Annotated in this window: 24 protein-coding genes and 2 pseudogenes; 11 read left to right on the top strand and 15 right to left on the bottom strand. The window is 69.1% G+C overall.

Going from position 1 to position 20738, the window contains the following annotated elements; all coding sequences use genetic code 11:
• Positions 1 to 43: 43 nt before the first annotated feature.
• The 3 genes from AB0L60_RS38000 (at position 44) to AB0L60_RS37990 (ending at position 1664) form a co-directional block, all read left to right on the top strand.
• Positions 44 to 286, top strand: a complete 243-nt coding sequence (locus AB0L60_RS38000) for a hypothetical protein (RefSeq protein ID WP_364624518.1) — start codon at positions 44 to 46, stop codon at positions 284 to 286.
• A 117-nt stretch (positions 287 to 403) separates the two neighbouring features.
• The gene (locus tag AB0L60_RS37995) at positions 404 to 1156 is read left to right on the top strand and encodes an SDR family oxidoreductase (RefSeq protein ID WP_364624516.1); all 753 of its coding nucleotides are present in this window, start codon (positions 404 to 406) and stop codon (positions 1154 to 1156) included.
• 28 nt (positions 1157 to 1184) lie between these two features.
• A complete protein-coding gene (locus AB0L60_RS37990; protein WP_364624514.1) occupies positions 1185 to 1664 on the top strand; it encodes a DUF5946 family protein in 480 nt (159 codons plus the stop codon).
• A gap of 6 nt (positions 1665 to 1670) precedes the next feature.
• Here the strand turns inward: AB0L60_RS37990 and AB0L60_RS37985 are convergent, their stop codons facing one another.
• Positions 1671 to 2558, bottom strand: coding sequence for an RNA polymerase sigma-70 factor (locus AB0L60_RS37985; RefSeq protein WP_364624512.1), 888 nt, complete (start codon positions 2556 to 2558; stop codon positions 1671 to 1673).
• Between the two features lie 274 nt (positions 2559 to 2832).
• Here AB0L60_RS37985 and AB0L60_RS37980 point away from each other — a divergent pair, with 274 nt between their 5' ends.
• Together AB0L60_RS37980 and AB0L60_RS37975 are read left to right on the top strand one after the other, a co-directional pair.
• Entirely contained in the window at positions 2833 to 3231 is a 399-nt protein-coding gene (locus AB0L60_RS37980; RefSeq protein WP_364624633.1) for a nuclear transport factor 2 family protein, read from the top strand.
• Between the two features lie 81 nt (positions 3232 to 3312).
• On the top strand, positions 3313 to 3489 hold the full coding sequence (locus tag AB0L60_RS37975; protein ID WP_364624631.1) for a DUF6374 family protein: 177 nt from the start codon (positions 3313 to 3315) through the stop codon (positions 3487 to 3489).
• A 13-nt stretch (positions 3490 to 3502) separates the two neighbouring features.
• On the opposite strand, the pseudogene AB0L60_RS37970 reads toward AB0L60_RS37975, so the two are convergent.
• From AB0L60_RS37970 to AB0L60_RS37955, 4 genes and pseudogenes are all read right to left on the bottom strand, one after another.
• Positions 3503 to 4324: pseudogene (locus AB0L60_RS37970) on the bottom strand (STM4011 family radical SAM protein); the annotation flags it as partial.
• 6 nt (positions 4325 to 4330) lie between these two features.
• A complete protein-coding gene (locus tag AB0L60_RS37965) occupies positions 4331 to 5668 on the bottom strand; it encodes an STM4012 family radical SAM protein (protein WP_364624510.1) in 1338 nt (445 codons plus the stop codon).
• Positions 5665 to 6498: an STM4013/SEN3800 family hydrolase gene (locus AB0L60_RS37960; protein WP_364624508.1), complete on the bottom strand. Its 834-nt coding sequence runs from the start codon at positions 6496 to 6498 to the stop codon at positions 5665 to 5667. The genes AB0L60_RS37965 and AB0L60_RS37960 overlap by 4 nt, the downstream gene beginning before the upstream one ends.
• A 10-nt stretch (positions 6499 to 6508) precedes the next feature.
• Positions 6509 to 7267 carry an STM4014 family protein gene (locus AB0L60_RS37955; RefSeq protein ID WP_364624506.1) on the bottom strand — a complete coding sequence of 253 codons (759 nt, stop codon included), beginning with the start codon at positions 7265 to 7267 and terminating at the stop codon, positions 6509 to 6511.
• Between AB0L60_RS37955 and AB0L60_RS37950 the strand changes: the two genes are divergently transcribed.
• Positions 7170 to 7658 (top strand): hypothetical protein, encoded by a 489-nt coding sequence (locus tag AB0L60_RS37950; protein ID WP_364624635.1) that lies wholly within the window; start codon positions 7170 to 7172, stop codon positions 7656 to 7658. The genes AB0L60_RS37955 and AB0L60_RS37950 overlap by 98 nt on opposite strands.
• Here the strand turns inward: AB0L60_RS37950 and AB0L60_RS37945 are convergent.
• The gene (locus tag AB0L60_RS37945) at positions 7637 to 8587 is read right to left on the bottom strand and encodes an STM4015 family protein (RefSeq protein WP_364624504.1); all 951 of its coding nucleotides are present in this window, start codon (positions 8585 to 8587) and stop codon (positions 7637 to 7639) included. The two genes, AB0L60_RS37950 and AB0L60_RS37945, sit on opposite strands and share 22 nt — an antisense overlap.
• 127 nt (positions 8588 to 8714) lie before the next feature.
• On the opposite strand from AB0L60_RS37945, the gene AB0L60_RS37940 reads away from it, so the two are divergent.
• A complete protein-coding gene (locus AB0L60_RS37940) occupies positions 8715 to 8885 on the top strand; it encodes a DUF6745 domain-containing protein (RefSeq protein ID WP_364624502.1) in 171 nt (56 codons plus the stop codon).
• Here AB0L60_RS37940 and AB0L60_RS37935 read toward each other — a convergent pair.
• The 8 genes from AB0L60_RS37935 to AB0L60_RS37900 all read right to left on the bottom strand — a co-directional run bounded on the left by AB0L60_RS37935 (position 8882) and on the right by AB0L60_RS37900 (position 16375).
• Positions 8882 to 10468, bottom strand: a complete 1587-nt coding sequence (locus tag AB0L60_RS37935) for a regulator (protein WP_364624500.1) — start codon at positions 10466 to 10468, stop codon at positions 8882 to 8884. The two genes, AB0L60_RS37940 and AB0L60_RS37935, sit on opposite strands and share 4 nt — an antisense overlap.
• A 12-nt stretch (positions 10469 to 10480) precedes the next feature.
• Entirely contained in the window at positions 10481 to 11179 is a 699-nt protein-coding gene (locus AB0L60_RS37930) for a cysteine hydrolase (protein WP_364624498.1), read from the bottom strand.
• Entirely contained in the window at positions 11176 to 12564 is a 1389-nt protein-coding gene (locus AB0L60_RS37925) for an allophanate hydrolase (protein ID WP_364624496.1), read from the bottom strand. The genes AB0L60_RS37930 and AB0L60_RS37925 overlap by 4 nt, the downstream gene beginning before the upstream one ends.
• A gap of 56 nt (positions 12565 to 12620) precedes the next feature.
• Positions 12621 to 13289, bottom strand: coding sequence for a GntR family transcriptional regulator (locus tag AB0L60_RS37920; RefSeq protein ID WP_364624494.1), 669 nt, complete (start codon positions 13287 to 13289; stop codon positions 12621 to 12623).
• A gap of 97 nt (positions 13290 to 13386) precedes the next feature.
• A complete protein-coding gene (locus AB0L60_RS37915) occupies positions 13387 to 14457 on the bottom strand; it encodes an LLM class flavin-dependent oxidoreductase (protein WP_364624492.1) in 1071 nt (356 codons plus the stop codon).
• Positions 14457 to 14972 carry an SRPBCC family protein gene (locus AB0L60_RS37910; protein WP_364624490.1) on the bottom strand — a complete coding sequence of 172 codons (516 nt, stop codon included), beginning with the start codon at positions 14970 to 14972 and terminating at the stop codon, positions 14457 to 14459. Before AB0L60_RS37910 ends, AB0L60_RS37915 begins: the two co-directional genes overlap by 1 nt.
• Before the next feature lie 101 nt (positions 14973 to 15073).
• Positions 15074 to 15583, bottom strand: a complete 510-nt coding sequence (locus tag AB0L60_RS37905) for a helix-turn-helix domain-containing protein (RefSeq protein WP_364624488.1) — start codon at positions 15581 to 15583, stop codon at positions 15074 to 15076.
• 60 nt (positions 15584 to 15643) lie between these two features.
• Positions 15644 to 16375 carry a hypothetical protein gene (locus AB0L60_RS37900; protein WP_364624486.1) on the bottom strand — a complete coding sequence of 244 codons (732 nt, stop codon included), beginning with the start codon at positions 16373 to 16375 and terminating at the stop codon, positions 15644 to 15646.
• A gap of 721 nt (positions 16376 to 17096) precedes the next feature.
• Here AB0L60_RS37900 and AB0L60_RS37895 point away from each other — a divergent pair.
• Positions 17097 to 18227, top strand: coding sequence for an agmatine deiminase family protein (locus AB0L60_RS37895; RefSeq protein WP_364624484.1), 1131 nt, complete (start codon positions 17097 to 17099; stop codon positions 18225 to 18227).
• Between the two features lie 104 nt (positions 18228 to 18331).
• The gene (locus AB0L60_RS37890; protein WP_364624482.1) at positions 18332 to 18907 is read left to right on the top strand and encodes a TetR/AcrR family transcriptional regulator; all 576 of its coding nucleotides are present in this window, start codon (positions 18332 to 18334) and stop codon (positions 18905 to 18907) included.
• Between the two features lie 47 nt (positions 18908 to 18954).
• Here AB0L60_RS37890 and AB0L60_RS37885 read toward each other — a convergent pair whose 3' ends face one another.
• A complete protein-coding gene (locus tag AB0L60_RS37885) occupies positions 18955 to 19770 on the bottom strand; it encodes an alpha/beta hydrolase (RefSeq protein WP_364624480.1) in 816 nt (271 codons plus the stop codon).
• Between the two features lie 235 nt (positions 19771 to 20005).
• Here AB0L60_RS37885 and AB0L60_RS37880 point away from each other — a divergent pair, with 235 nt between their 5' ends.
• Entirely contained in the window at positions 20006 to 20326 is a 321-nt protein-coding gene (locus AB0L60_RS37880; protein WP_364624478.1) for a metalloregulator ArsR/SmtB family transcription factor, read from the top strand.
• Between the two features lie 95 nt (positions 20327 to 20421).
• Positions 20422 to 20738, top strand: a pseudogene (locus AB0L60_RS37875) (phosphoenolpyruvate carboxykinase); the annotation flags it as partial.

Below are 20738 nucleotides of genomic sequence, written 5' to 3'. Positions count from 1 at the left end.
ACCTGGCGGCTGTTCCTGTTTCCCGCCCGAGGGCGCGCCACCGGTGCTGTACCAGCGGCTGGCCCGGTCGCAGGAGGCCGTGCGGGGATTCCTGGAACAGGAACTGGTGGAAGCCTTTCCCGATCGTCCCGATCCGGAGTCCTCCGCCCGGATCGTGCACGCGGCGGGCCGGGAGCTGCTGCAGCTGCGGCTGGCCGATCCGGAACATGCCACGATCGAACGGCTCGTGGCGCTGGTGCGGCATCTGCGAGCGAATGTCCTCGCCGCGGGCAAACCCGCCGACTGACAGCGGTCGGCGTGGCGAAGTCCAAGCACCGAATGTTCCGGTCTCCGGAACGTATACGGGTTGCGTGACGCGATGGTGTCGCCGAGTGGCCGCGCCGGTCGAATACGCTCGGCGTTCGTGACCACATCGAAGATCGTTCTTGTCACCGGTGCCGGGACCGGGTTGGGCCGCACCATGACCCATGCGCTGACCGCGGCCGGACATCAGGTCGTGGCGGTCGGGCGCACGCCGGCCACCCTGGACGAGGTCGTCGCCTCGGCACCCGGGCCGGGCAGCGTGACGGCCGTGCCCGCCGATGTCACCGATCCGGCGGCGGTGGACGCGGTGTTCGCACACATCGTGCAGCGGTGGGGGCGGCTGGATGTGCTGATCAACAATGCCGGGAGCTTCGGGCCCACGCTGCCGATCGACGAGGTGCCGGTGGCGGACTGGAAACAGATCGTCGATATCAATCTGACCGGATCGTTCCTGTGCGCGCAGGCCGCATTCCGGCTCATGCGGACACAGACGCCGCAGGGCGGGCGGATTATCAACAACGGATCGATCTCCGCGCATACGCCGCGGCCGAACACCGTCGCCTACGCGGCCAGCAAGCACGGCATCACCGGGCTCACCAAGGCGCTGGCGCTGGAGGGACGCGCGCACAATATCGCCGCGGGACAGATCGATATCGGCAATGCCGCAACCGAACTCACGGCCGGGATCGCGGCGGGGTCGCTGCAGGCGGACGGGAGTGTCCGTCCGGAGCCGACGATCGACGCCGCGCACGTGGCCCGGCTGGTGGTCCAGACCGTCGAGCTGCCGCTCGAGGTGAACGTGCCGTTCCTGACCGTGATGGCGACGGGCATGCCGTACATCGGGCGCGGCTGATCGCCAGCGGCGCGTGGTATCACAAGGCGTGCAACAGTATTCGGAGAACTGCCCGTGCGGCGCGAGCACGCCGTGCGCACCCACCTGGTACGCGGCGCTCGCGCAGGAGCAGAGCGATCGGGCGATGTACGCCTGGCACACCCCGCTGGTGCTGGCGTATCTGCTGCAGCATCCGAACGAATCGGTCGCGCGCGAGCAGTATCTCGACGGTCAATTCCGGATTCTCCAGCTGTACCTGGATCGGGGACTGGCCGCGCTGAACCGGTTCGGGCAGACGCAACGCAGGCGAAATGCCGTGCAGGGCACGGATTTCGCCTATGACACGCAGGCCCTCGCGGCCTACCGGCCACTGCCCGGGTGGATCCCGGACCGCTACGCGCGATCGGTGCACGACCTGCGCGACGCGGACGACGGATTCGTCGGCGACGGGCACGAGTCCTACGGCGCCCGGATGGCCGAACTGGTCCGCGCCACCGTGGACGCGTACCTGAACGGCCCTGCCGGGTAGCCGGATTCACCGGCTCAGGCTGGTCTCCTGCATCATGCGCGAGAGCTTCTCCGGGTTGCGCACCGAGTAGAACCCGGTGATGAGACCGTTGTCGATGCGGATCGCGAGGACGGTGTCCACCTCGTCGTCGACCCGGAAGACGAGCGCCGGATGACCGTTGACCATGGCCGGCTCGATCTTCATGCCCGCGGCGACGGTCTTCCAGCCCACACTGAACAGCCGCGCCACGTGATCCGCGCCCGTAATCGGCCGCGGCAGCGCCTGTTTGATCCCGCCGCCGTCACCAAGCGCAACCACGTCGGGGGCCAGCAGATCGAGCAAACCCTGGAGGTCGCCCGTATTGAGCGCGCGCTGGAAGGCGTCGAGCACATCGCGGGTCTCGGCCGCGGACACCGCCTCGCGCGGGCGCCGCGACGCGACATGGGAGCGGGCGCGATGGGCGATCTGGCGTACCGCGGCGGAGGTCTTGTCGACGGCCTCGGCGATCTCGTCGTAGGGCAGGTCGAACACCTCGCGCAGCACGAACACCGCCCGCTCGGTCGGCGTGAGCGTCTCGAGCACCAGCAGCATGGCCATCGAAACACTCTCGGCCAGCTCGACATCCTCGGCCACATCGGGCGCGGTCAGCAGCGGCTCCGGCAGCCACTGACCGACATAGGACTCCTTGCGGCGGCCCAGCGTGCGCAGCCGCACCAGCGCCTGCCGCGTCGTGATCCGCACCAGATAGGCGCGCTGATCCAGCACGGTGTCCAGGTCGACGCCGGTCCAGCGCAGCCAGGTCTCCTGCAGCACGTCCTCGGCGTCGGCCGCCGAGCCGAGCATCTCGTAGGCAACGGTGAACAGCAGATTCCGATGCGCGACGAACGCCTCGGTCGCGGCCGTGGTCCCGGTCATGGGTGGCTCCTATCCTCACTCTCGACCCGTGTCGGTCCACAAGACACCGGGCGCGGGCGATCTGTGACACCGCGACCCTAATTGATCTTGGATTGCCCAGTGAGCGGCCCCGGAATGTGTCGCTCAGGTTCGGCGGAGGCTTCGATGGCCTGCTTCATCTCGGCGATGCCGTACTGCGTGCGAATCCGTACCTCGGGGGCGGCGGAATCAGGGAGCAGATCGGTGGTCCAGATCAGGCGCGCGTGGTCGGCGTCGGCGCGGACTTCGAAGCGGGCTGGGACAGGACATCAAAGATCGTGACCTGTTCGCCTCGGCCTTCACCGCCGACGCCGAACTCGACTTCCGCCCGGGCGCCTCGCGCTGGGGCGGCGCACCGCCGGTGATAGCCGGCCGCGACACCATCGTCACCACCATCCTGGCCTTGTTCACAGGACGGGTGGACACCACCCACCAGGTCACCAACCCCCGCATCACCATCGACGGCGACACCGCCCGGATGACCGCCCCGGTCGAAGCCCAGCACCTGCTGGTCGCCGACCCCAGCGTCCACGCCCTGTTGAAGAACCCCTACGACCTCGAACTCCAGCGCGAGGGCGACCGCTGGCTCATCCGCCGTATGCGCATCGACAACACCTGGTACACCGGGGATCCCACAGCCATCTTCGGAGGGTGACAGGTGCTGCTCCAGGAACGTTGCGTGCGATCGAACCGGTGCACTCGAACAAACGTTCTACTCGAGGTATCGTTCCGGGCCATGCCGGAACTCTCACGATGCGACTGGGCGACGATGAACCTCAAAGAGGTGCAGCGGCAATTGCTGAAGGCGGCGTCGTTCGGGAAGGTGTTGTCGCCGGAACAGTTGGAGAATGCTGCGGGGAAGATCGGGGAGGGATTGCGGATCTTTCTGGAGGAGATGGATCGGCCCAGGTAGCGGGGATGCGCTCGAGGACGCCGCCGGCGAAGACGTCGTAGAGGGGCAGCGTTTCGAGGTGGACGTAGCCGATGTGGCAGTCGCAGGCCGACAGCGGGCACGGGCGGGGGAGCAGCGCGGCGCGGTAGCTGCCGTCATAGAGATTGCCCAGTTCGGTGCGGACGAAATGGCAGCGGCGGACCGTGCCGTCCCCGTCGACCGAGATGACGGATTCGCCGGTGCGGCAGGGGAGTCCGGCGGTGGGGTGGGGATGCCGACTGTAGGGGAACAGGGGGTCGAGGGCGATCCAGGCGGCGGCGTCCGCGTCTGAGAGTTCGTGGCCCTCGGGGGCATTGACCCACAGGTACACGTGCGGGGGCAGGTCGGCGCGCAGGCGCCGGGCCTCGGGGAGATGCTCCGGGAAGCCGACGATGCCGACGCTGAAGCGGATTCCGCGCCGGTCCAGGTCGGCGCATTTCGCGGCGAAGCGGTCGTAGGGGGTCTGGCCGGGGTGGTAGGTGCACCACAGGGCGAGGGTGTCGGGATCGGCGTCGGCGAGCCAGTCGGTGCGGCAGCTGAGATTGGTCTGGATGGCGACCCGCGCGACATTCGGCAGCCGGGACAGTTCGACGAGCGCGCGCCGGTACCAGGAGCGGACCAGGCCCTCACCCCAGGGCGTGAACAGGATCGACAACCGGTCCCCGCGCTGTCCCGCGACCCAGGCGGTGAAGCGTTCGAGCGCGGCCCGGTCGGCGCGCAGTTGCTCGTGACTGTCGCGGCGCTTGGCGAACGGGCAGTAGGGGCAGTCGTAATCGCAGGAGGACAGCGGGCCGCGATAGAGAATCGTGAGATCCACGGCGGCTCACCGGGGTTCGTAGGCAGCCATGGCGGCGTGCACGGCGGGCGAGAACAGTCGCGGGCCCAGGGCATCGGAGTAGGCCAGTCCCGCTGGCGTCAGGCGTAGTAGCTCCGGGCCGGAATCGGGGTCCAGCCAACCCAATTCGGCGAACTCGGCGAACTCGGCCGGGTAGTGGTCCGCGGGCTCGCCACCGAATCGCTCCCGGTAGGCGGCGATTGCCATCCCCTCGGCCTGCAACAGCGATTGCAGCAGGTGGCGGCGGCGGACCTCGTCGGTGTCGATCCGGCGGCCGACCTCGGCGCACGTGAAATCGGTTGTCCGCGTGTAGGTGTCGATGATGCCGCGGACCTCGCGGGTCTCCACCGCGTAGTCGAAGGAATAGTGCAGCCCCGACGTGTAGGACCGGGCACCGCAGCCCAGGCCGATCATCCCGTCGGTCTGGCAGGCGTAATCGTCCGGCCCGGCAGCCGGTGCGTCGATCCGCCGGAACATGCGCATCGACCGCTGCTCGTAGCCGTTCGCCAGCAGCTGGTCGCGGCCTATCGCGTAGAGCCGCAGCCGCTGCTCGTCCCAGTCCGCGTCGGCGTCCGCACCGAGCCGCCCGAGACCGGTCAGCGGCCGGACATACAGCGGGTACAGGTACAGCTCCTCCGGCCGCCAGGCCAGCGCGGCGTCCAGCGAGGTCTGCCAGGTCGCCTCGGTCTGCCCCTCGATGCCGTAGATCAGATCGATGTTCAGCACCGGAATCCGCGCCGCCCGAATCGCTTCGAGAGCCGCCTCGACCTCACCGCGCCGCTGCGGCCGCACCGCGGCCCGCGCCTCGGCGTCGACGAAACTCTGCACACCGAGGCTCATCCGGGTCGCGCCGCGCCGCGCCAGCACGGCCAGCCGGTCCGGGGTCGCGGTCCCGGGCGAGGTCTCCACCGACAGCGGAATCGCCGGCAGCTCCGCGCCCATCACCGATTCCATGATGTCGCACAGTCGTTCCAGCTCACCGGCGGTCAGGAACGTCGGCGTCCCGCCGCCGAAGGCCGCGGCCGCGAATCGCACGGGTCCGTCGCCCAGCGCGGCCCGCACCGCCCCGGCCTGCCGCTCCAACGCGTCGAGATACCGCGTGGTCAGGTCCTCCGGCGCTCCCACCCGGGTGAACAGATTGCAGAAGCCACACCGGTATTCGCAGAACGGAATGTGCGCGTACAGCGACAGCGCGTCCTTCGGTTCCGCCGCCCACAGCTCGCCCAGCAGCGGTCGATCCGCACCGAGCGGCCGGTACGCCGTCTTGTGCGGATAGCCGTAGACGTAGCTCTGATACGGCCGCGGCCGGGTGGCAATCGTGGTCATTCGGATCTCTCCAGGAAGAACTGAGCGTAGGGCACCGTCCACACCGCCTCGTGGCCGAGCCGATGCCCGGTGAAACCGCCGTCCCCGTATGTGGTTCCGTGATCGGAGCACACGATGGCGAAGCAGCGGCGGCGACCGGCGGCCGCGGCGAACAGGCGGTCGATGTGCCGGTCCACGTATTCCAGTGCGGCGGCGTGGGTCTCACGAGAATCGCCCGCCGCCCGCGTCGCGCCCGGGAGATGGAACCAGTTGGGCTGGTGCAGCGCCGACACATTCACGAACAGGAACAGCCGCCGCTCGGCGGGCAGTGCCGCGATCACCTCCTCGGCGCGGGCGATCTGCGCTTCGAAGGAGGTCGGCGAGGCCACCGAGAAGTCGCTGTCCCAGTGGCTCTCCTCGAACAGCCCGGGCAGCACCGAACCCATCGGCCCGCGCTTGTTGAAGAACCCGACACCGCCGATGCACACCGTGTGATATCCGCGCCCGGCCAGCGCCGACACGAAATCCGGTGTGTCATAGACGAAGGTGCGCCCGGCCGTGGTCTCGCTGCCCTCGAATCGCGCGGCGAACAGCCGAGGATGCGGACCCGGTGTCGCGGGCGTGGGCAGGAATCCGGCGAAGATGGCCTGATGCGAGGCGTAGGTGAAACTGCCCGGCGCATGCCGCTTCTCCCAGCGGCCGCCCGGTAGATGCCGGGCCAGGTTCGGCAGCCGTCCGGCGGCGGCCAGTTCGGCCGCCACATCGAACCGCAGCGTGTCGAGGGTGACCAGCAGCAGGTCGTCGCGGCCGATCACCTCGTTCATATCCGGGTCCGGCGCAGGGGTTTCCACGCTCGGGTAATCAGGCGATGACATACTGCTCGCTTCCGATCCGGCGCAGGATCGCGGCCACCTGCGCGTCATAGGTGTCCGCCTGCTCCGCCCCGCTCCCGTCGAGACCACGCAGCCGGGGCAGCAGGTCGCCGAAGGCATTGACCTCACCCACCGCGAAGCGCCGCCAGCCGGTGGCGGGTAGCAGATCGACGCCCACCCGGGAGAATCCGGGGAAGCAGGCGGCGGCGTGCTCGCAGATGGCCAGGGCATCGGCCCAGCTGCCGCCCGCGGCGGTGATGGCCGCACGAGCCTCGGCCAGATCGCCTCGCGCGCCACCCAAATGGAGATTGGTCATGGGGGAGCCGCTGGTGCGCACCACCGCGTGGGTGGCGCGCCCGCCCACGACCACCACGCGCAGATCCGCGCTGCGGCCGTGCTGGGACGCCTTTGGCAGCCAGCGTTCGATGTGCAGACCGTCCGGCGCCAAGGCGTCGACGATGGCCGCGATCTCGGATTCGGTGGTGTATCGGCGGACCCGCAGCGAATTGAACAGCCGCCCATCCAGATCGCGCTGTACCGAGGTGGTCGCCTGGACCCGGCCGCGACCGGCGGTCTCGACGGCCAGCACCCCCGAGGCCGACGAGCCGTGCGCGAGCTTGACGAACACTCGCGGCAGCCGGTGCGCGGTCATGAGTTTCCGGACATCGTCCCAGCCGCGCACCGGCGTCCCGGTCCCCGAGGTCGGTGAGAACGGCACGGGCACACCGGGCTTCCCGCAGTACGGCATGGCAGCGACGCTTGTCGAAGAGCATGGCCAGCGCGTCCGGGTCGTCGAGCAGCCGTGCGCCGCATGCGTGCACCCGCGCCCCGGCCGTCCGCGCGGCCGCGACGAATCGTTCGTACCAGACGGCCGTGCCCTCGACCCGCGTCGCATCCTCGACATCCCGCAGCCGCCGCTCGACCTCGGGATCCTCACCCGGCGAGTCCAGCCGCACCAGCTCGCCCGCACCGAATTCCGCTCGCCCGCACAGCACATCCAGCCACGGCACCACCCGCGCCTCGGCCATCCCGGCGCGCCGCAGCGCGTCCTGGAACATGGTCACGCGCCGGTTGCCCGGGTTGCCCACCACGGCAAGGCGCGTCGCCCTCGCACCGGTCATTCCGCCACGGCTGTGTAGCGGCGATCGGCTGGATTCTCTTCGTCGTTCTCGACCTCGGCCTCCGACAGATCCACCGTGACACCCGGCAGCGCTGCGGTGAGCCGCGCCCGCAGGGAGGCACTGATGAAGTGGTGGTGCAGATCGAGGGTGTGCAGATGGGTGAGCGGCTGTCCGTGCAGCAGCGCCGTCGCACCCTCGTCGCCGAGCGTGCCCAGGGACAGGTCGAGGGTCTGCAGGCGCGCCACCACGGGCGCCCCGGCCACCGCGGCGGCGACCTCGTCCTGAATCTCGCTGTTGCGCAGGCCCAGTGAGGTCAGCTTCGGCAACCGGTCCCCGGACAGCAGCGGAGCGAGATCGGCGACGGTGGCGTCACCGCCGTAATTGGATACGCCCAGCCACAATTCGAGATGCTCGAGCGCGGGCAGCGAACTCGCGCCGATACCGCGCACCACGTCCGCGCCCAGGCCGCCGGTCTCCACGACCAGCGTGCGCAGTGCCGCGTGCTGGGTCGGCGGGAACGCCAGGTGCTCACCGCCGCGGATCCGAAATTCCTCCAGCGCCGGGAAATTGGCCAGCAGCGGCGTGACATCCGACTGCTGGATCCAGGAGATCTCCGCCTCCTCGTAGGTGATCTCGCCGAGGAAGACCGCGCGCAGCGCCGGGAACCGTTCCCGCACCCGGATGAGCTCGTCGATCACCAGATCGGAGTTGTGGTCGTAGACCTCACCCCACTGCCCGATCACCAGCGCGCGCACCCGGGTGGTGTCCACCGCCGCGAGGAAACGCGCGAAGGCCGCCGGCCACTCCTCCGGGGAGTCGCCGTACGGATCGACGGCGATTCGCCAGGCGACCGCGTCCGCCGCGGGCAGCGCGACTTCCGCCGCGTCTCCGGGGAACTCGACAATGGGAAGGCCGTGGAATTCCTGCAGATGGGTGGAAATGGTCATATGACGGGCTCCGTACGCCAGGGCTGTGATCTGTCCGTGCCCGCCAGTTCTACCAAGACCACCCGACAGGCCGCCGGCGCGGGGCGCGGCTGAGCGCCCTCGGCGCACCGACCATTCGGCGACAGCGATGGCGCAGGGCGTCCGGCCGTGGCCGCGAATTGTCGTACCCGGCCTGGCGGGCGTCGCCCGCGCTGCGGGCTGGTGGTGGCCCCCACCCACTACTCGCACCGCCAAGGAGGGCGTCGCCTGGACCTTCGCCCTCGACGCCGACACCTACGCCCCCGTCCGGCAGACCTAGTCCGAGATCGCTTCGGCCGCAGCCGTATCCGGGGTCGTGCGGGTGGTGCGCAGCATGGAGCAGGCCAGGCACACCAGGCCGAAGAACAGATAGCCGAGGGCGACCTTCGGGGCGGCGGCCCAGCCGACCTCGGGTGCGTGGATCAGCCCGACGAAGCTGAGCACCGCACCGGCCGCGCAGGCGAGAGCCGCTGCCCGGAACCGTTTGTCGAGGACGAAGGTGACCATGGCGCCGAGTACCAATCCGGCCAGCACCGCGCCCTCACCGAGCGTCTTCAGCCCGTCGTAGACCACCCCGGCCTGCCCCAGCGCACCCATGCCGACCTTGTCCGCGGTGGTGCCCGCCGCGCTGAGCGCATTGTCGATCTGGCCGACGCCCCACTCCGCCAGGTTCGGCAGCAGCGCGGCCACCACCGCCACCGCATGCGGGCGCGGCACCGCCTGGAACGCCTGCGCCCCGATCAGCAGACCGATGTACAGCAGGATCGGCACGATCGCCGGAATGGGCAGCAACGTGGCGAGGACTCCGAAAAGCCCCAGCAGACACATCAATCCGATGATCGCGCCGCTGGCCAGCGAGTACCCGGTGCGCCCGCCGGCGTCCTTCCAGCCGGGGTGGCCGATGTAGACGGCGGGTGGGAAGGGAGACCCGAATCCGGATCCGATGATCGCGCCGAACCCGTCGGCCAGCAGCACGCTGCGCAGATTGTAGTTGTCGCCCGCCGCGGCGGCGCTCTCCACATTGCTCATGGCCTCGGTGAAGTTGTAGACGCCCAGCGGAATCGCGGTGGCCAGCAGCGGCGCCAGATGCGCGAGCCCGTCGAAGAGCAGGTGCAGCCGCAGATCCGGCAGTCCCAGCGCGATATCGTGGGCGGCCTTCGACACATCCGGCACCGACATGTAGCCGCCGATCCAGCCGATGGCGGTGCCCGTCAGCAGCGCCACCAGCCCGACCGGAACATTGCCCGGCAGCCGCACATCGGTGAAGAAGCCGATGAGAATGATGGCCAGCACCGGCAATCCGATCCAGGCGGCCTCCCACATCTGCGCGGCCGGCCGCATGGCGATGAAGGTGATGGAGATGCCGGCCAGGGTGCCCAGCATGGCCGCGCGCGGCGTGATGCGGCGGATGAAGGGCCCGACGAACGCGCCGATCATCACGATCACGCCGATCATGAACGCCCAGGCCAGCCCTGCCGACCACGCCTGCATCGGGTCGCCGGTCTTCAAATAGATCGGCAGCATGACCACGAACACGACGATGAACATGTGCGGAACGCTGGGCCCGTAGGGCAGCGCCGTGACCGTCGCGCGGCCCTCCCGGCGGGCCAGCCGCCGCGCCAGCATCATGTAGTAGAGGTTGCCCAGCACCAGCGCGACGCCCAGGGCCGGTAGCACGGTCCCCAGCACATCGGCGCTCGGGATCTTCACCACCGCGACCGACAGGGTGGTGAGGGTCAGGACATTGACGAGGATATTGAAGGACAGGCCGAAGAAGGCATTGGTGTCGCCGCGGGTCCACCACGGCAGCGACAGCGGTGCGGCCGAACCGGTTTCACCGGGCAGTTCGGTATCGACGGACATGGGAGTTCCTGTTCACTGGGCCGGGGCGGGGGAGACGGCGGAGGTGAGCGCGCCGAGGACGGCCGCGGAATCGGCGACCCAGCCGAAGATCCCGCCCTGCGCGGCGATCATGGCCAGGCCGGTGCGCTGGAACTCCGGGAAATACGAACCGACGCAATCGGAGACGACCAGGCATTCGTAGCCGCGGTCATTGGCCTCGCGCACCGTGGTGTGCACGCAGACCTCGGTGGTGACGCCGGTGACCAGCAGTGAGCGAATCCCCGTGCGGGCCAGCACGTCCGCCAGTTCGGTGGCGTAGAACGCGCCCTTGCCGGGCTTGTCGATCACCACCTCGTCGTCGCGGGGCGCGAGTTCGTCGATGATGTCGTGGCCGTATTCGCCGCGGATCAGGATGCGCCCGAACCGGCCCGGGTCCCCGATGCGCTGGGCGGGGTTGCCCCGCGCCAGCTTCGCCGGTGGGCAGTCCGACAGGTCGGGCAGATGGCCTTCGCGGGTGTGGATGACGGGGAGCCCGGCGGCACGGGCGGCGGCCAGCAGCGCCGCCAGCGGCTCGATGACGGTGCGCAGCAGCGCCACGTCATTGCCGAGGCTCTCACCGAAACCTCCGGGTAGCAGGAAATCGCGCTGCATGTCGATGACGAGCAACGCCAGGGTGTTCGGGTCGAACGTGAAATCCGCAGGTTGCGCAGGAATGTGGTGAACTGCCGTCATTGTCGTTCTTTCTGTGCGAGCCGGAATTCCGAATACGCCACGGCCGGGCGCGGCTCGTCGAGGATGCGGGCGGCCGCCGCGAGTACGGTGTCGTCGGCGAGAGCCGGTCCGAAGACCATGACCGCCAGCGGGCGGCCGTCCGCGGTGCTACCCACCGGTACCGAAATCGCGGTGAGATCCAGCAGATTCCCGAAATGCGTGTAGTGGCCCAGCACGGTGTTGGTGGCGATGGGATCGGCCTGCACCTGCGCCACGGTGAAGGTGGTGCCGATGGTGGGCACCACGACCACGTCGAATTCTGCCCACATCCGCGCGACCGCGGCCCGCAACTCCTGCAGGCGCTGCTGTGCGCGGAACACGTCGACCGCGGTGAATCGGAAACCGCCGGTGAGGATCTCGCGGATCACCGGCAGGATCGAGCCGGGCCGCGCGGCCAGGAAGGTCTCGAACTCCACCAGCCGCTCGGCCACCCACGGACCCTGGTACAGCAGCTCGCCCGCGGCCAGAAAGGGTTCCAGCGTGGTGGGTACACAGTCGAATCCGCACCGTCCCAGCCGATCTCGCACGCCCAGATGGGCGGCCCGGAAGACCTCGTCGCCGAAGAACTCCAGTTCGGCCGCGTCGGGCAGGCCGACCCGCACCCGCCCGCCGGCAAAACGCGGCCCGCGCTCCCGGCTCCATGGATCGTCCGAATCCACGCCCGCGATCACCTCGAAGACCCGGTCCAGATCCTCCACCGTGGTCGCCATCAGGGACAGGCAGTCCAGTGATCGGCAGGCCGGCACCAGGCCCACCGTGCTGATCAGCCCGCGCGAGGGCTTCCAGCCGAGGATCCCGTTGAGCGCGGCCGGCACTCGGCCCGATCCGGCCGTATCGGTGGCCACGCAGAACGGCACCTCGCCCAGCGCCACCGCGCGTGCCGACCCGGAACTGGAGCCGCCGCAGATCAATTCGCCGCCGTAGACGCTGCGCGGAATGGGGTAGGGCGTGCGGGTGCCGTTGAGTCCGGTCGCGAACTGGTCCAGGTTGGTCTTGCCGACGAACAGCGCGCCCGCGTCCAGCAGGCGCTGGACCGCGGGCGCGGTCTCGGTGGCCGTGTAGGTGAAATCGGGACAGGCGAGGGTGGTGGGCCACCCCGCCACGTCGATGGAGTCCTTCACGCCGAACGGCACCCCGTACAGCGGCAGGGTGCGCGCCCCGGGGCGGCGTTCGATCTCGGCGGCGGCGGCCAGCAGCTGCTCACGTGGCACCGGGGTGATCCAGGTGCCGTCCGCGCCGCGAGCGGCGAGGGCGTCGGCGACCCGCGCGGCGGTGTGCGTCGGCGAGCCGCTGCCGCTTTCGTGTGAAGCCAGAATCTCCACGACCGTGGGACCGGTGGTGCTCATCTGTCGATTGTCGACAGAATGTGTGAAATCGGCGGTCCCGCAATGTATCCGCTGTGTTAGCGGATATCCAGGTCCAGATAGGCCAGCTCGCCGTGCCGCACCAGCGCGTCGCAGGCGACGACGGCGTCGCCGGACTCCAGGGCGGCCAGCAGTTCGGCGTGGCGTCGAATGCCATTGCGGCGCTGCGCGATCCGCGCCTCGGTGCGCAGGTTGCGAGCCATCGGCAGCTGAAGTTTCAACAGGATCGGCTCATACGCCAGATTCAGTTGCCGGTTGCCCGCCATCGCCACGATGGCGGCATGGAAGCGCCGATGGGCATTGTCGCGCTCGAACAGGTCTCCGGCGGCGTCGGCCGCGCGCATCTCCTCGAGCGCCGCCCGCACCTCGCGCAGCGGATCACCCTCTGCCGCAAGCGGGAAAGCATTCTCGATGGCGTGCCGCTCCAGCACCCGCCGCAACTCGAACAGCTGCAGGATGTCGGTCGCCGACCACACCGCGACCCGGAACCCCCGGCGCGGCACATGCTCGATCAGCCCCTCCTGGGCCAATAGCCGCAATGCCTCCCGCACCGGCGCGCGACTGGTTCCCAGCCGCGCGCACAGCGCCTCCTCGCCGATTCGCTCCCCGGGTTCGAACACCCCGCTGAGCACCTCGGCCCGCACCTGCCGGGTCGCCACCTCCACCAGACTCGGCGGCAATCCCGCCCCATTCGTCCCCGGCACCATGAATCGAGATTATGCTGTCCGGTCCGCGATAGCCCGCTCGCTGCGGCGATCGCGGAAAGGGCTGTGCCCCGGCCGAAACCGGGCCGGGCGGCCGAGGTCAGTCGGCGGGCGACGGCGAGCTGATCGGGGTGTGGTCGAGGTCGGCGACGAGGTCCAGGGCCTGGGCGAGGTTGGACAGCTTGGTGTCGAGGGTGTCGCCCGCGGGGTAGAGGCGGACGGTGTCGACGCCGACGTCGCTCCACGTCCGGAGCCGGTGTCGCACCATGTCCGGGGTGCCGATCAGGGTGGTGGCGAGGATCATGTCGTCGGTGACCAGCGCGGTTGCTCCCGCGCGGTCGCCGGCCTGCCAGCGTTGCCGGATCTCGCCGGTGACGTCGGACCAGCCCTGGCGGGCGTAGGCGGCGTTGTAGAAGTTGGTCTTCTCGCTGCCCATGCCGCCGATGCTGAAGGCCAGCTCCAGTTTTCGGCCGGCGATGTGGCGGGTGACGGCTTCCTCGTCGTCGAAGAACGCGACCTCCGCGCCCTGGCAGACATCGATGTCGGCGCGGGTGCGGCCGGCGGCGGCGAGGCCGGCGTCGAGGTGGTCGAAGTAGGCGTGGGAGCCCTCGGGGACGAAACTGGTGCCCAGCCAGCCGTCGGCCACCCGGCCGGTGAGCTCGAGCATCCTGGGCGACATGCTGGCGATGTAGATCGGGATGCCGGTGTTGGCGGGGATCGACAGCCGCATCGGTTTGCTGTTGCCGTCCAAGGGGATTCGGATCGTGTTACCCTGGTAGGAGACCTTCTCACCGGCTGTGGCCTGCTTGATGACGTCGATGGTCTCGCGCATGCGGGTAAGGGCACGGGCGAACGGGACGCCGTGCAGCCCTTCCATGACCTGCGGGCCGGAGGAGCCCAGGCCGAGCAGGAAGCGGCCCTGAGAGAGTTCGGCCAGGGTGAGCGCGGCCTGGGCGATGGCCACCGGTGACCGGGTGCCGACCTGGATGATGCCGGAGCCCAGCAGGATTCGATCGGTGCGGGCGGCGAGGTACCCGAGCACCGAGGGGGCGTCGGAGCCCCAGGCCTCGGCGACCCAGCAGATGTCCAGGCCCATGGTCTCGGCCTCGCGGACGAAGTCGATGACCTGCTGGGAGTCGCGGGAGAGCTCGACGGTGGTGGCGGTGCGCATCAGCGGGTCCCCTCCTCGGCACGGCGCTTGATGTCGGCGACCACGGCCTGCATGGCGGCCTCGAATTCCCGCATGCGCACGAACACGATCTTCTCCTCTTTCTCGGGCATGGCCTCGATGGCGATGCTCAGCCCGGACCGGCCGGGGCCCATGCGGACCCACTGCCGCAGAGTCGTGCCGCCGTCCGCGGACTCGACAGTGAAACGCCAGGTGGCCGAGGGGTTCTCGGGATCGCTGACCGACCAGGCGAAGACGTGCGGCGGATCCCATTGCACGACATGGGAGGTCGTCGACCATTCGCCCAGCGCCTCGTGCCGGCTGGTGCCCACGAAGGTGCTGCCCACCCCGGGCGGGGTGTCCGGCCGCATCCAGTGCGCCGATTGCAGTTCCGCGCTCATCTCCGGCATCAGCCCGATATCCGAGACGAGCGCCCACACCGCCTCGGGCGTCGCGTCGATCCAGATCTCGGCCTGCGCCGTCGGTCCATCGGCATACTTCGCGCCGGTCCACTCCATGCGTCACCTCGCTGTGAAAGCTGCTACTGGCTTGATGGTTGCATAAATAGACGATGCAGTTCAACGCATGATTTAGGGATGGCACCCGGAATCCGGGACAGCTACTTGGTCTCCTGCCGCGCGAACCGCGCCTGGATATCGGGCCGCTCGCGCAGCCGCTCGGGATAGCCGGGCCCCATGCGCAGCCGCGACTCCTCGATCGGCATCGGTTGATCGCAGTGCTCGCACACCACCTTGAGCTGGGTGTCGTGACCGCACGCGGTGTGGTTCAGGATCACCGGCGGCCCGTCCGCGTCGGCCAGCCAGCGATCGCCCCACCGCGACATCACCAACAGCACATCCCAGAAGTCGCGGCCCTTCTCGGTCAGCACGTACTCGTACCAGGTGGGTTCGGTGTGGTACGGCCGCTTCTCGAGCAGCCCCTCCTCGACCAGCCGCTTGAGCCGATCGCTGAGCGTATTGCGGGCGATTCCCAATTCCTGCTGGAACTCGTCGAATCGCCGCACCCCGTAGAAGGCTTCACGCAGCACCAGCGGCGTCCACCAGTCCCCGAGCAGATCCATGGTCCGGGCGACCGAGCAGGGCCACCGCGCGAACGACGTACGCTTCATCCCCCGAGGATACTGGTCTCACCATAGGACCATGCAGATGACAGCGATGCCCTCAGGCGATCACAGCTGGCACGCCAGAGCGGCCGTACCGGTGCCGTGCACGAATTCGCGATCGCCGTAACGCACTTGGCCGTCGTTCCAAGCGCCGCCGAGTCCGGTCACGAAATTCCGCACCAGATCCTGATCGGCGCGGTCGGCCACCAGCACCAGATCGCCCGATTCGGTGACCGATCCGCCGCCGAGCCGGTCACGCACCAGTGGATCCGCGACCAGGGCATCGTGGAAGCGGGTGCGGTCGATGCGCGGAACGTTGACGGTGAAGCCATCGGCGCGGACGTCGTCGCCGGGCAGGTACTCGAAGGTCAGCACCGATTCCTGGTTGTAGCGCACCCGCAGGTCGTCGGCGACCCAGCACAGATTCTTGAAATCGGTACAGGCCAGCTGGAATTGGCGGGACCGCTCGTAGGTGACCGCCCCGGTGTCCGAGGACCAGAACACCCCGTCCAGCAGTTCCGAGCCGACGGGCAGCGCCAGTTCGGTGAGCGCGGTCGCGTCCACCTCCAGCTCGAACTGCGACAACCGGTCGCTCAGCCGGGGATCGGCCGGGTCGGTGATGGTGGCGGTGTTGGTGGTGGCGAACAGCTCGGAGGTGGGCTGGGTGGGATTCCCCGGAACGCACGACGCCGGTCCGTACGCCCGTGCGGGCGCCGCGGGCGGACCTGTCGCGACAGCCCCGGCGCCGGCGATCACGAGGACGGCGGCCAGCGGGGCGGTAATGCGAAGGGCGGTCATAGTTTTCGAGTCTGACTGGCGTCGCGGCCGGGTGGGAGCGGGATGACCGAATTCGGGGTGGTCAGATCCAGGTCGGGGCCGGCGGTACGGTGTCGGTGCCCGCGGCGGTGAGACGGGTCGCGGCGGCCGGGATCCGGCCGCTGAGCCACCCGAGCAGGTCGGCCTGCGTGCCCGTGATGCCGATCGGCGACGGGTGCCCGTCCCCTGCAGCTCACGGCGGAAGTCGCTGTCGGTGGCTCGCAGCCGCAGGGCCGGGCCGTCGGACACCCGGCCGGAGAGCGCGTCGGTGATGTCGTCGAGAATCCAGCGCGCCGCGGATTCGGGGATGTCGGAGAACGAATATCCGGCATTCAGGTCTGCATGGTGGATCTCCAATTCCCGCAATCGCATCGGTACCAGCGTCTCCGGCGTCCGCAGTTCCCCGGTGCGCGGTGCGCGGTGCGCGATGACATGGCCCCGCGTCCACGGCGGGATCAGCGAGGCGCCGCCGATCCGGTCGTCGGTGAGCGTGTCGACCGTCGCGAGGAACCGCTGCGGGGCCCGCGCATGCCGGGTGACCTGCGCCGCGTTTCTTGACTGAAAATTCAGTCAGGAATACAGTCCTTGGTGCCCGGCTCGGGGTCGTCGTGTGCGGACGGCCGTCCTACCAGCGGGTTCAGCGGATTCAGCGCGCCGGAGAGGGAAACGCCGCGCCGTGCCCCTCACACAAGGAGACTGCGAGATGCAACGACGCCGGTTCATGCGATCCGGGATTCTGACCATGGGCGGGCTGCTGCTCGCGGGCTGCGACGGGCCGATCTCGTCGTGGTTCAGCGGCGACACCTCGTCCTCCACGCCCAGCGACGGCCGCTCCTGGGTGATGCCCGATGAGGGCGCGCCCCACAAGCGCACCTGGATGGCTTTCGGCGCGAGCGAAGCCATCTGGGGCAGGCAGCTGCTGCCGCAGGTCCGCCAGAACCTGGCCACCATAGCCGCCACCATCTCCCGCTTCGAACCGGTGTCCATGCTGGTGCGCCAGGACGAACTCGAGATGGCGCGAAACCTGCTGGGCGGCGCGAATGTCGAGCTCATCGTCGCCGACCTCGACGACCTCTGGATGCGCGACACCGGCCCGGTGTTCGTGCGGGGCAACGGCACCAAGGCCGGCGTCGACTTCAACTTCAACGGCTGGGGCGGCAAACAGCAGCACCGCCGCGACGCCAAGGTCGCCACCGTGGTCGACGGCCGCGCCGGGGTGGAGACCGTGCACACCGATCTGGTGCTCGAGGGCGGCGGCCTCGAGGTCGACGGCGAGGGCACCGCGCTCATCACCGAATCCTGTGTGCTGAACAACAATCGGAATCCGGGCTGGAAGAAGCCCGACGTCGAGGCCGAGCTCGAGCATCTGCTCGGCATCAAGAAGGTGATCTGGTTGCCGGGCATCGCCGGGCACGACATCACCGACGGCCACACCGATTTCTACGCCCGCTTCGCCCGCCCCGGCGTCGTGGTCGCGGGACTCGACAACAACGAGGAGTCCTTCGACTACGACGTGACCCGCCGTCACCTCGACATCCTGCACAATGCCACCGACGCGCAGGGCCGCCCGCTCGAGATCGAAACCCTCGAAGCGCCTTCGGAATTGCGCTACCGGGGCGCGGGCGACGACTTCGCCGCGGGGTACGTCAACTTCTATGTCTGCAACGGCGGCGTCATCGCCCCCGAATTCGGTGACCCCGAGGCCGATTCGGCGGCGCAGTCCACGCTGCGGCGCCTGTTCCCGGATCGGACCGTGGTGCAGATCGATATCGACGCCATCGCGGCCGGTGGCGGTGGCATCCACTGCACCACCCAGCAGGAACCCGTCGACTGAGGCATCCGAGCTCCCGGTGAAGCCTGTAATTCGCCGGGGCGCGGCCGGTTCGGGGACGCCGCCCGTTCCGGACCGGCCGCGCAATCGTTCTAGAGTGAGGAATCGTGTCGGACCGTCAGATCCAGATTCTGGAAGCCGCCGTTCGCGTCATCGCGCAGGACGGAGTCCGCGGACTGCGCGTCGAGAAACTGGCCGCCGCCGCGGGCGTGTCCACCGCGCTGATCTACTACCACTTCAAGGACCGCGCGGGCATCCTGCGCGCGGCTCTCGAGCACATCAATCACCGGGCGGAGTCCTACACCGACGAGGCCTTCGCCGACCTCGTGGACCCGCGCGAACAGGTCGAGCGCATGCTGCTGCTGGAACTGCAGGACACCGACGAGGTCCGCGAGAACAGCGTCGCCTGGGGCGAACTGCGTGCCAGCGCGGCCTTCGATCCCACACTGCGCGAACCGCTCCGGGCCAGCACCGAATCCTGGAACTCCGATGTGGAGACGCTCATCCTGCACGGTCAGGAAACCGGTTCCATCCCACTGGATCTCGACGCGGCGGCCGTCGCGGAACGCCTCACCGCCCTGGTCGAGGGTCTGAGCGAGCGCTGGCACAGCGGCTCGCTCACCCTCGACCGGGCCCGTACCCTGCTGGCCGGCGCGATCGCCGCCGAACTCGGTGCGCCCTAGCGCTGTCCGGCGCCTCTCTCCGGGGTGCGGCCGGAATCCGCTGGGGTTCAGGCGTGCTCGTCGGCGAGGAAGTCGATGATGGTGCGGTTGACCTCCTCGGGGCGTTCCAGATACCCGTAGTGGCCGCACTTCTCGATCTCGACGAAGCGCGCGCCCGGAATCGCCGCGGCCACCTCCCGGCCGAAAACCGGTGGCAGCATGCGATCGTCGGCGAATCCGACGACCAGGCTGGGGACGGTGATCCGGGCGTAGTCGGCAAGCCGATTGCCGGAGCGGTCCATGCGCATCTGGGCCAGCACCCCGGGTGCGGGTTCCGTCGCGCTCGCCGAGTACTCGAAGATGTCGAGCCACTGCTGGGCCTGGTCGTCGGCCTCGAGCGTGTGCGGGGAGAGGTTCAGCATCGCCTTGATGGCCGCCGCGTATTCCGGCGGCAGTTTCACGCCCTGCTCCTGCAGGGCCTGCTCGCCGCGGCTCAACGTGCTCGCCAGCGGATGCGGCCGTCCGGTGGTGGCCAGCATGACCGCCTTGCGCACCAGCTCCGGCCGCGCCAGCGCGAGCTCCTGTGTCACGCGCGCACCCAGGGATGTGCCCACCACATGTGCTGGGCCGCCGAGGTGTTCGATGAGGGCGGCGGTGTCGGCGACCAGATCCTCGATGCGCATGCCGTGCGCGCTCTCCTCCGAGGGCGCGATGCCGCGATTGTCGAAGGTGGCGACCCGGAAGCCCGACTTCACCAGTGCCGGAACCTGATACGTGCGCCACACCCGGCCCGGGCTGCCGGTGCCCATGACCAGCACGACCAATGGCCCGCTGCCGGTGACGTCGTAGTTGAGTCGGATGCCGTTCAGGGTGGCGAGGGGCACGGTTGGTCTTTCTGGTAGGCGGTCCGGCGAACGACCGAACGTACCACGCACGCGGAATCTCACCGCTGGGCAAAACGGTTCATCCCTGGCCGACACGCGCGGTCGCCGCACGCCCGTGCCACGCCGGGGCGCGTAAGCCTTGATTGGCCTGGTTGCTAATCTCTGCAATTGCCGGGCGGGTCGTGCGCAGGGATGATCCGCCGCCAGTGGAAGGAGTGGCTCGCAGGTGCCAGGAATGCAACGGCCGCTCTATCAGATGAAGGCGGACTTCTTCAAAACTCTGGGCCATCCCGTGCGCATCCGAGTGCTCGAACTGCTCAGTCAGCGGGAGCACGCGGTCTCGGAGATGCTCACTGAAATCGGGGTGGAGGCCGCGAATCTGTCCCAGCAGCTGTCCATTCTGCGGCGGGCCGGTCTGGTCACCGCCCGCCGGGAGGGACTCTCGGTCACCTACGCGCTGACCTCGCCGCAGGTCGCCGAATTGCTCGCGGTGGCCCGCGCGATCCTCACCGGCGTGGTCTCCGGCCAAGCCGAGGCGCTCGAACAGCCCGCTTAGCGGGTTTCCCGGCACCCGTCCGGCGGCCCCGCCCGCCTTTCTGCTTGCGTGTTTTCTAAACTAAAAACCTAGTGTTTCCTTCAGAGAGGCTCGCCGTGCTTGAACGTCCCCTCGCCGCCGTTGCCACCACGCCGACCGACCATCCCGGCATCCTGGCCTGGGTCGCGGAGGTCGCTGAGTTGACCGCGCCCGAGCGCATCGTCTACTGCGACGGGTCCCGCGACGAATGGGATCGGCTCACTGCCGAGCTGGTGGCCAAGGGGACCTTCGTCCCGCTGTCGGCCAAGCCCAACTCCTTCTGGTGTGTCTCTGATCCTGATGATGTGGCACGGGTGGAGGACCGGACTTTCATCTGCTCGGCGAACAAGGCCGATGCCGGGCCGACCAACAACTGGGTCGATCCGGTCGATAT

It is taken from the genome of Nocardia sp. NPDC051981 (genome assembly GCF_040680715.1).
GTDB lineage: Bacteria > Actinomycetota > Actinomycetes > Mycobacteriales > Mycobacteriaceae > Nocardia.
This window is presented reverse-complemented; position numbering and strand designations above follow the sequence as displayed.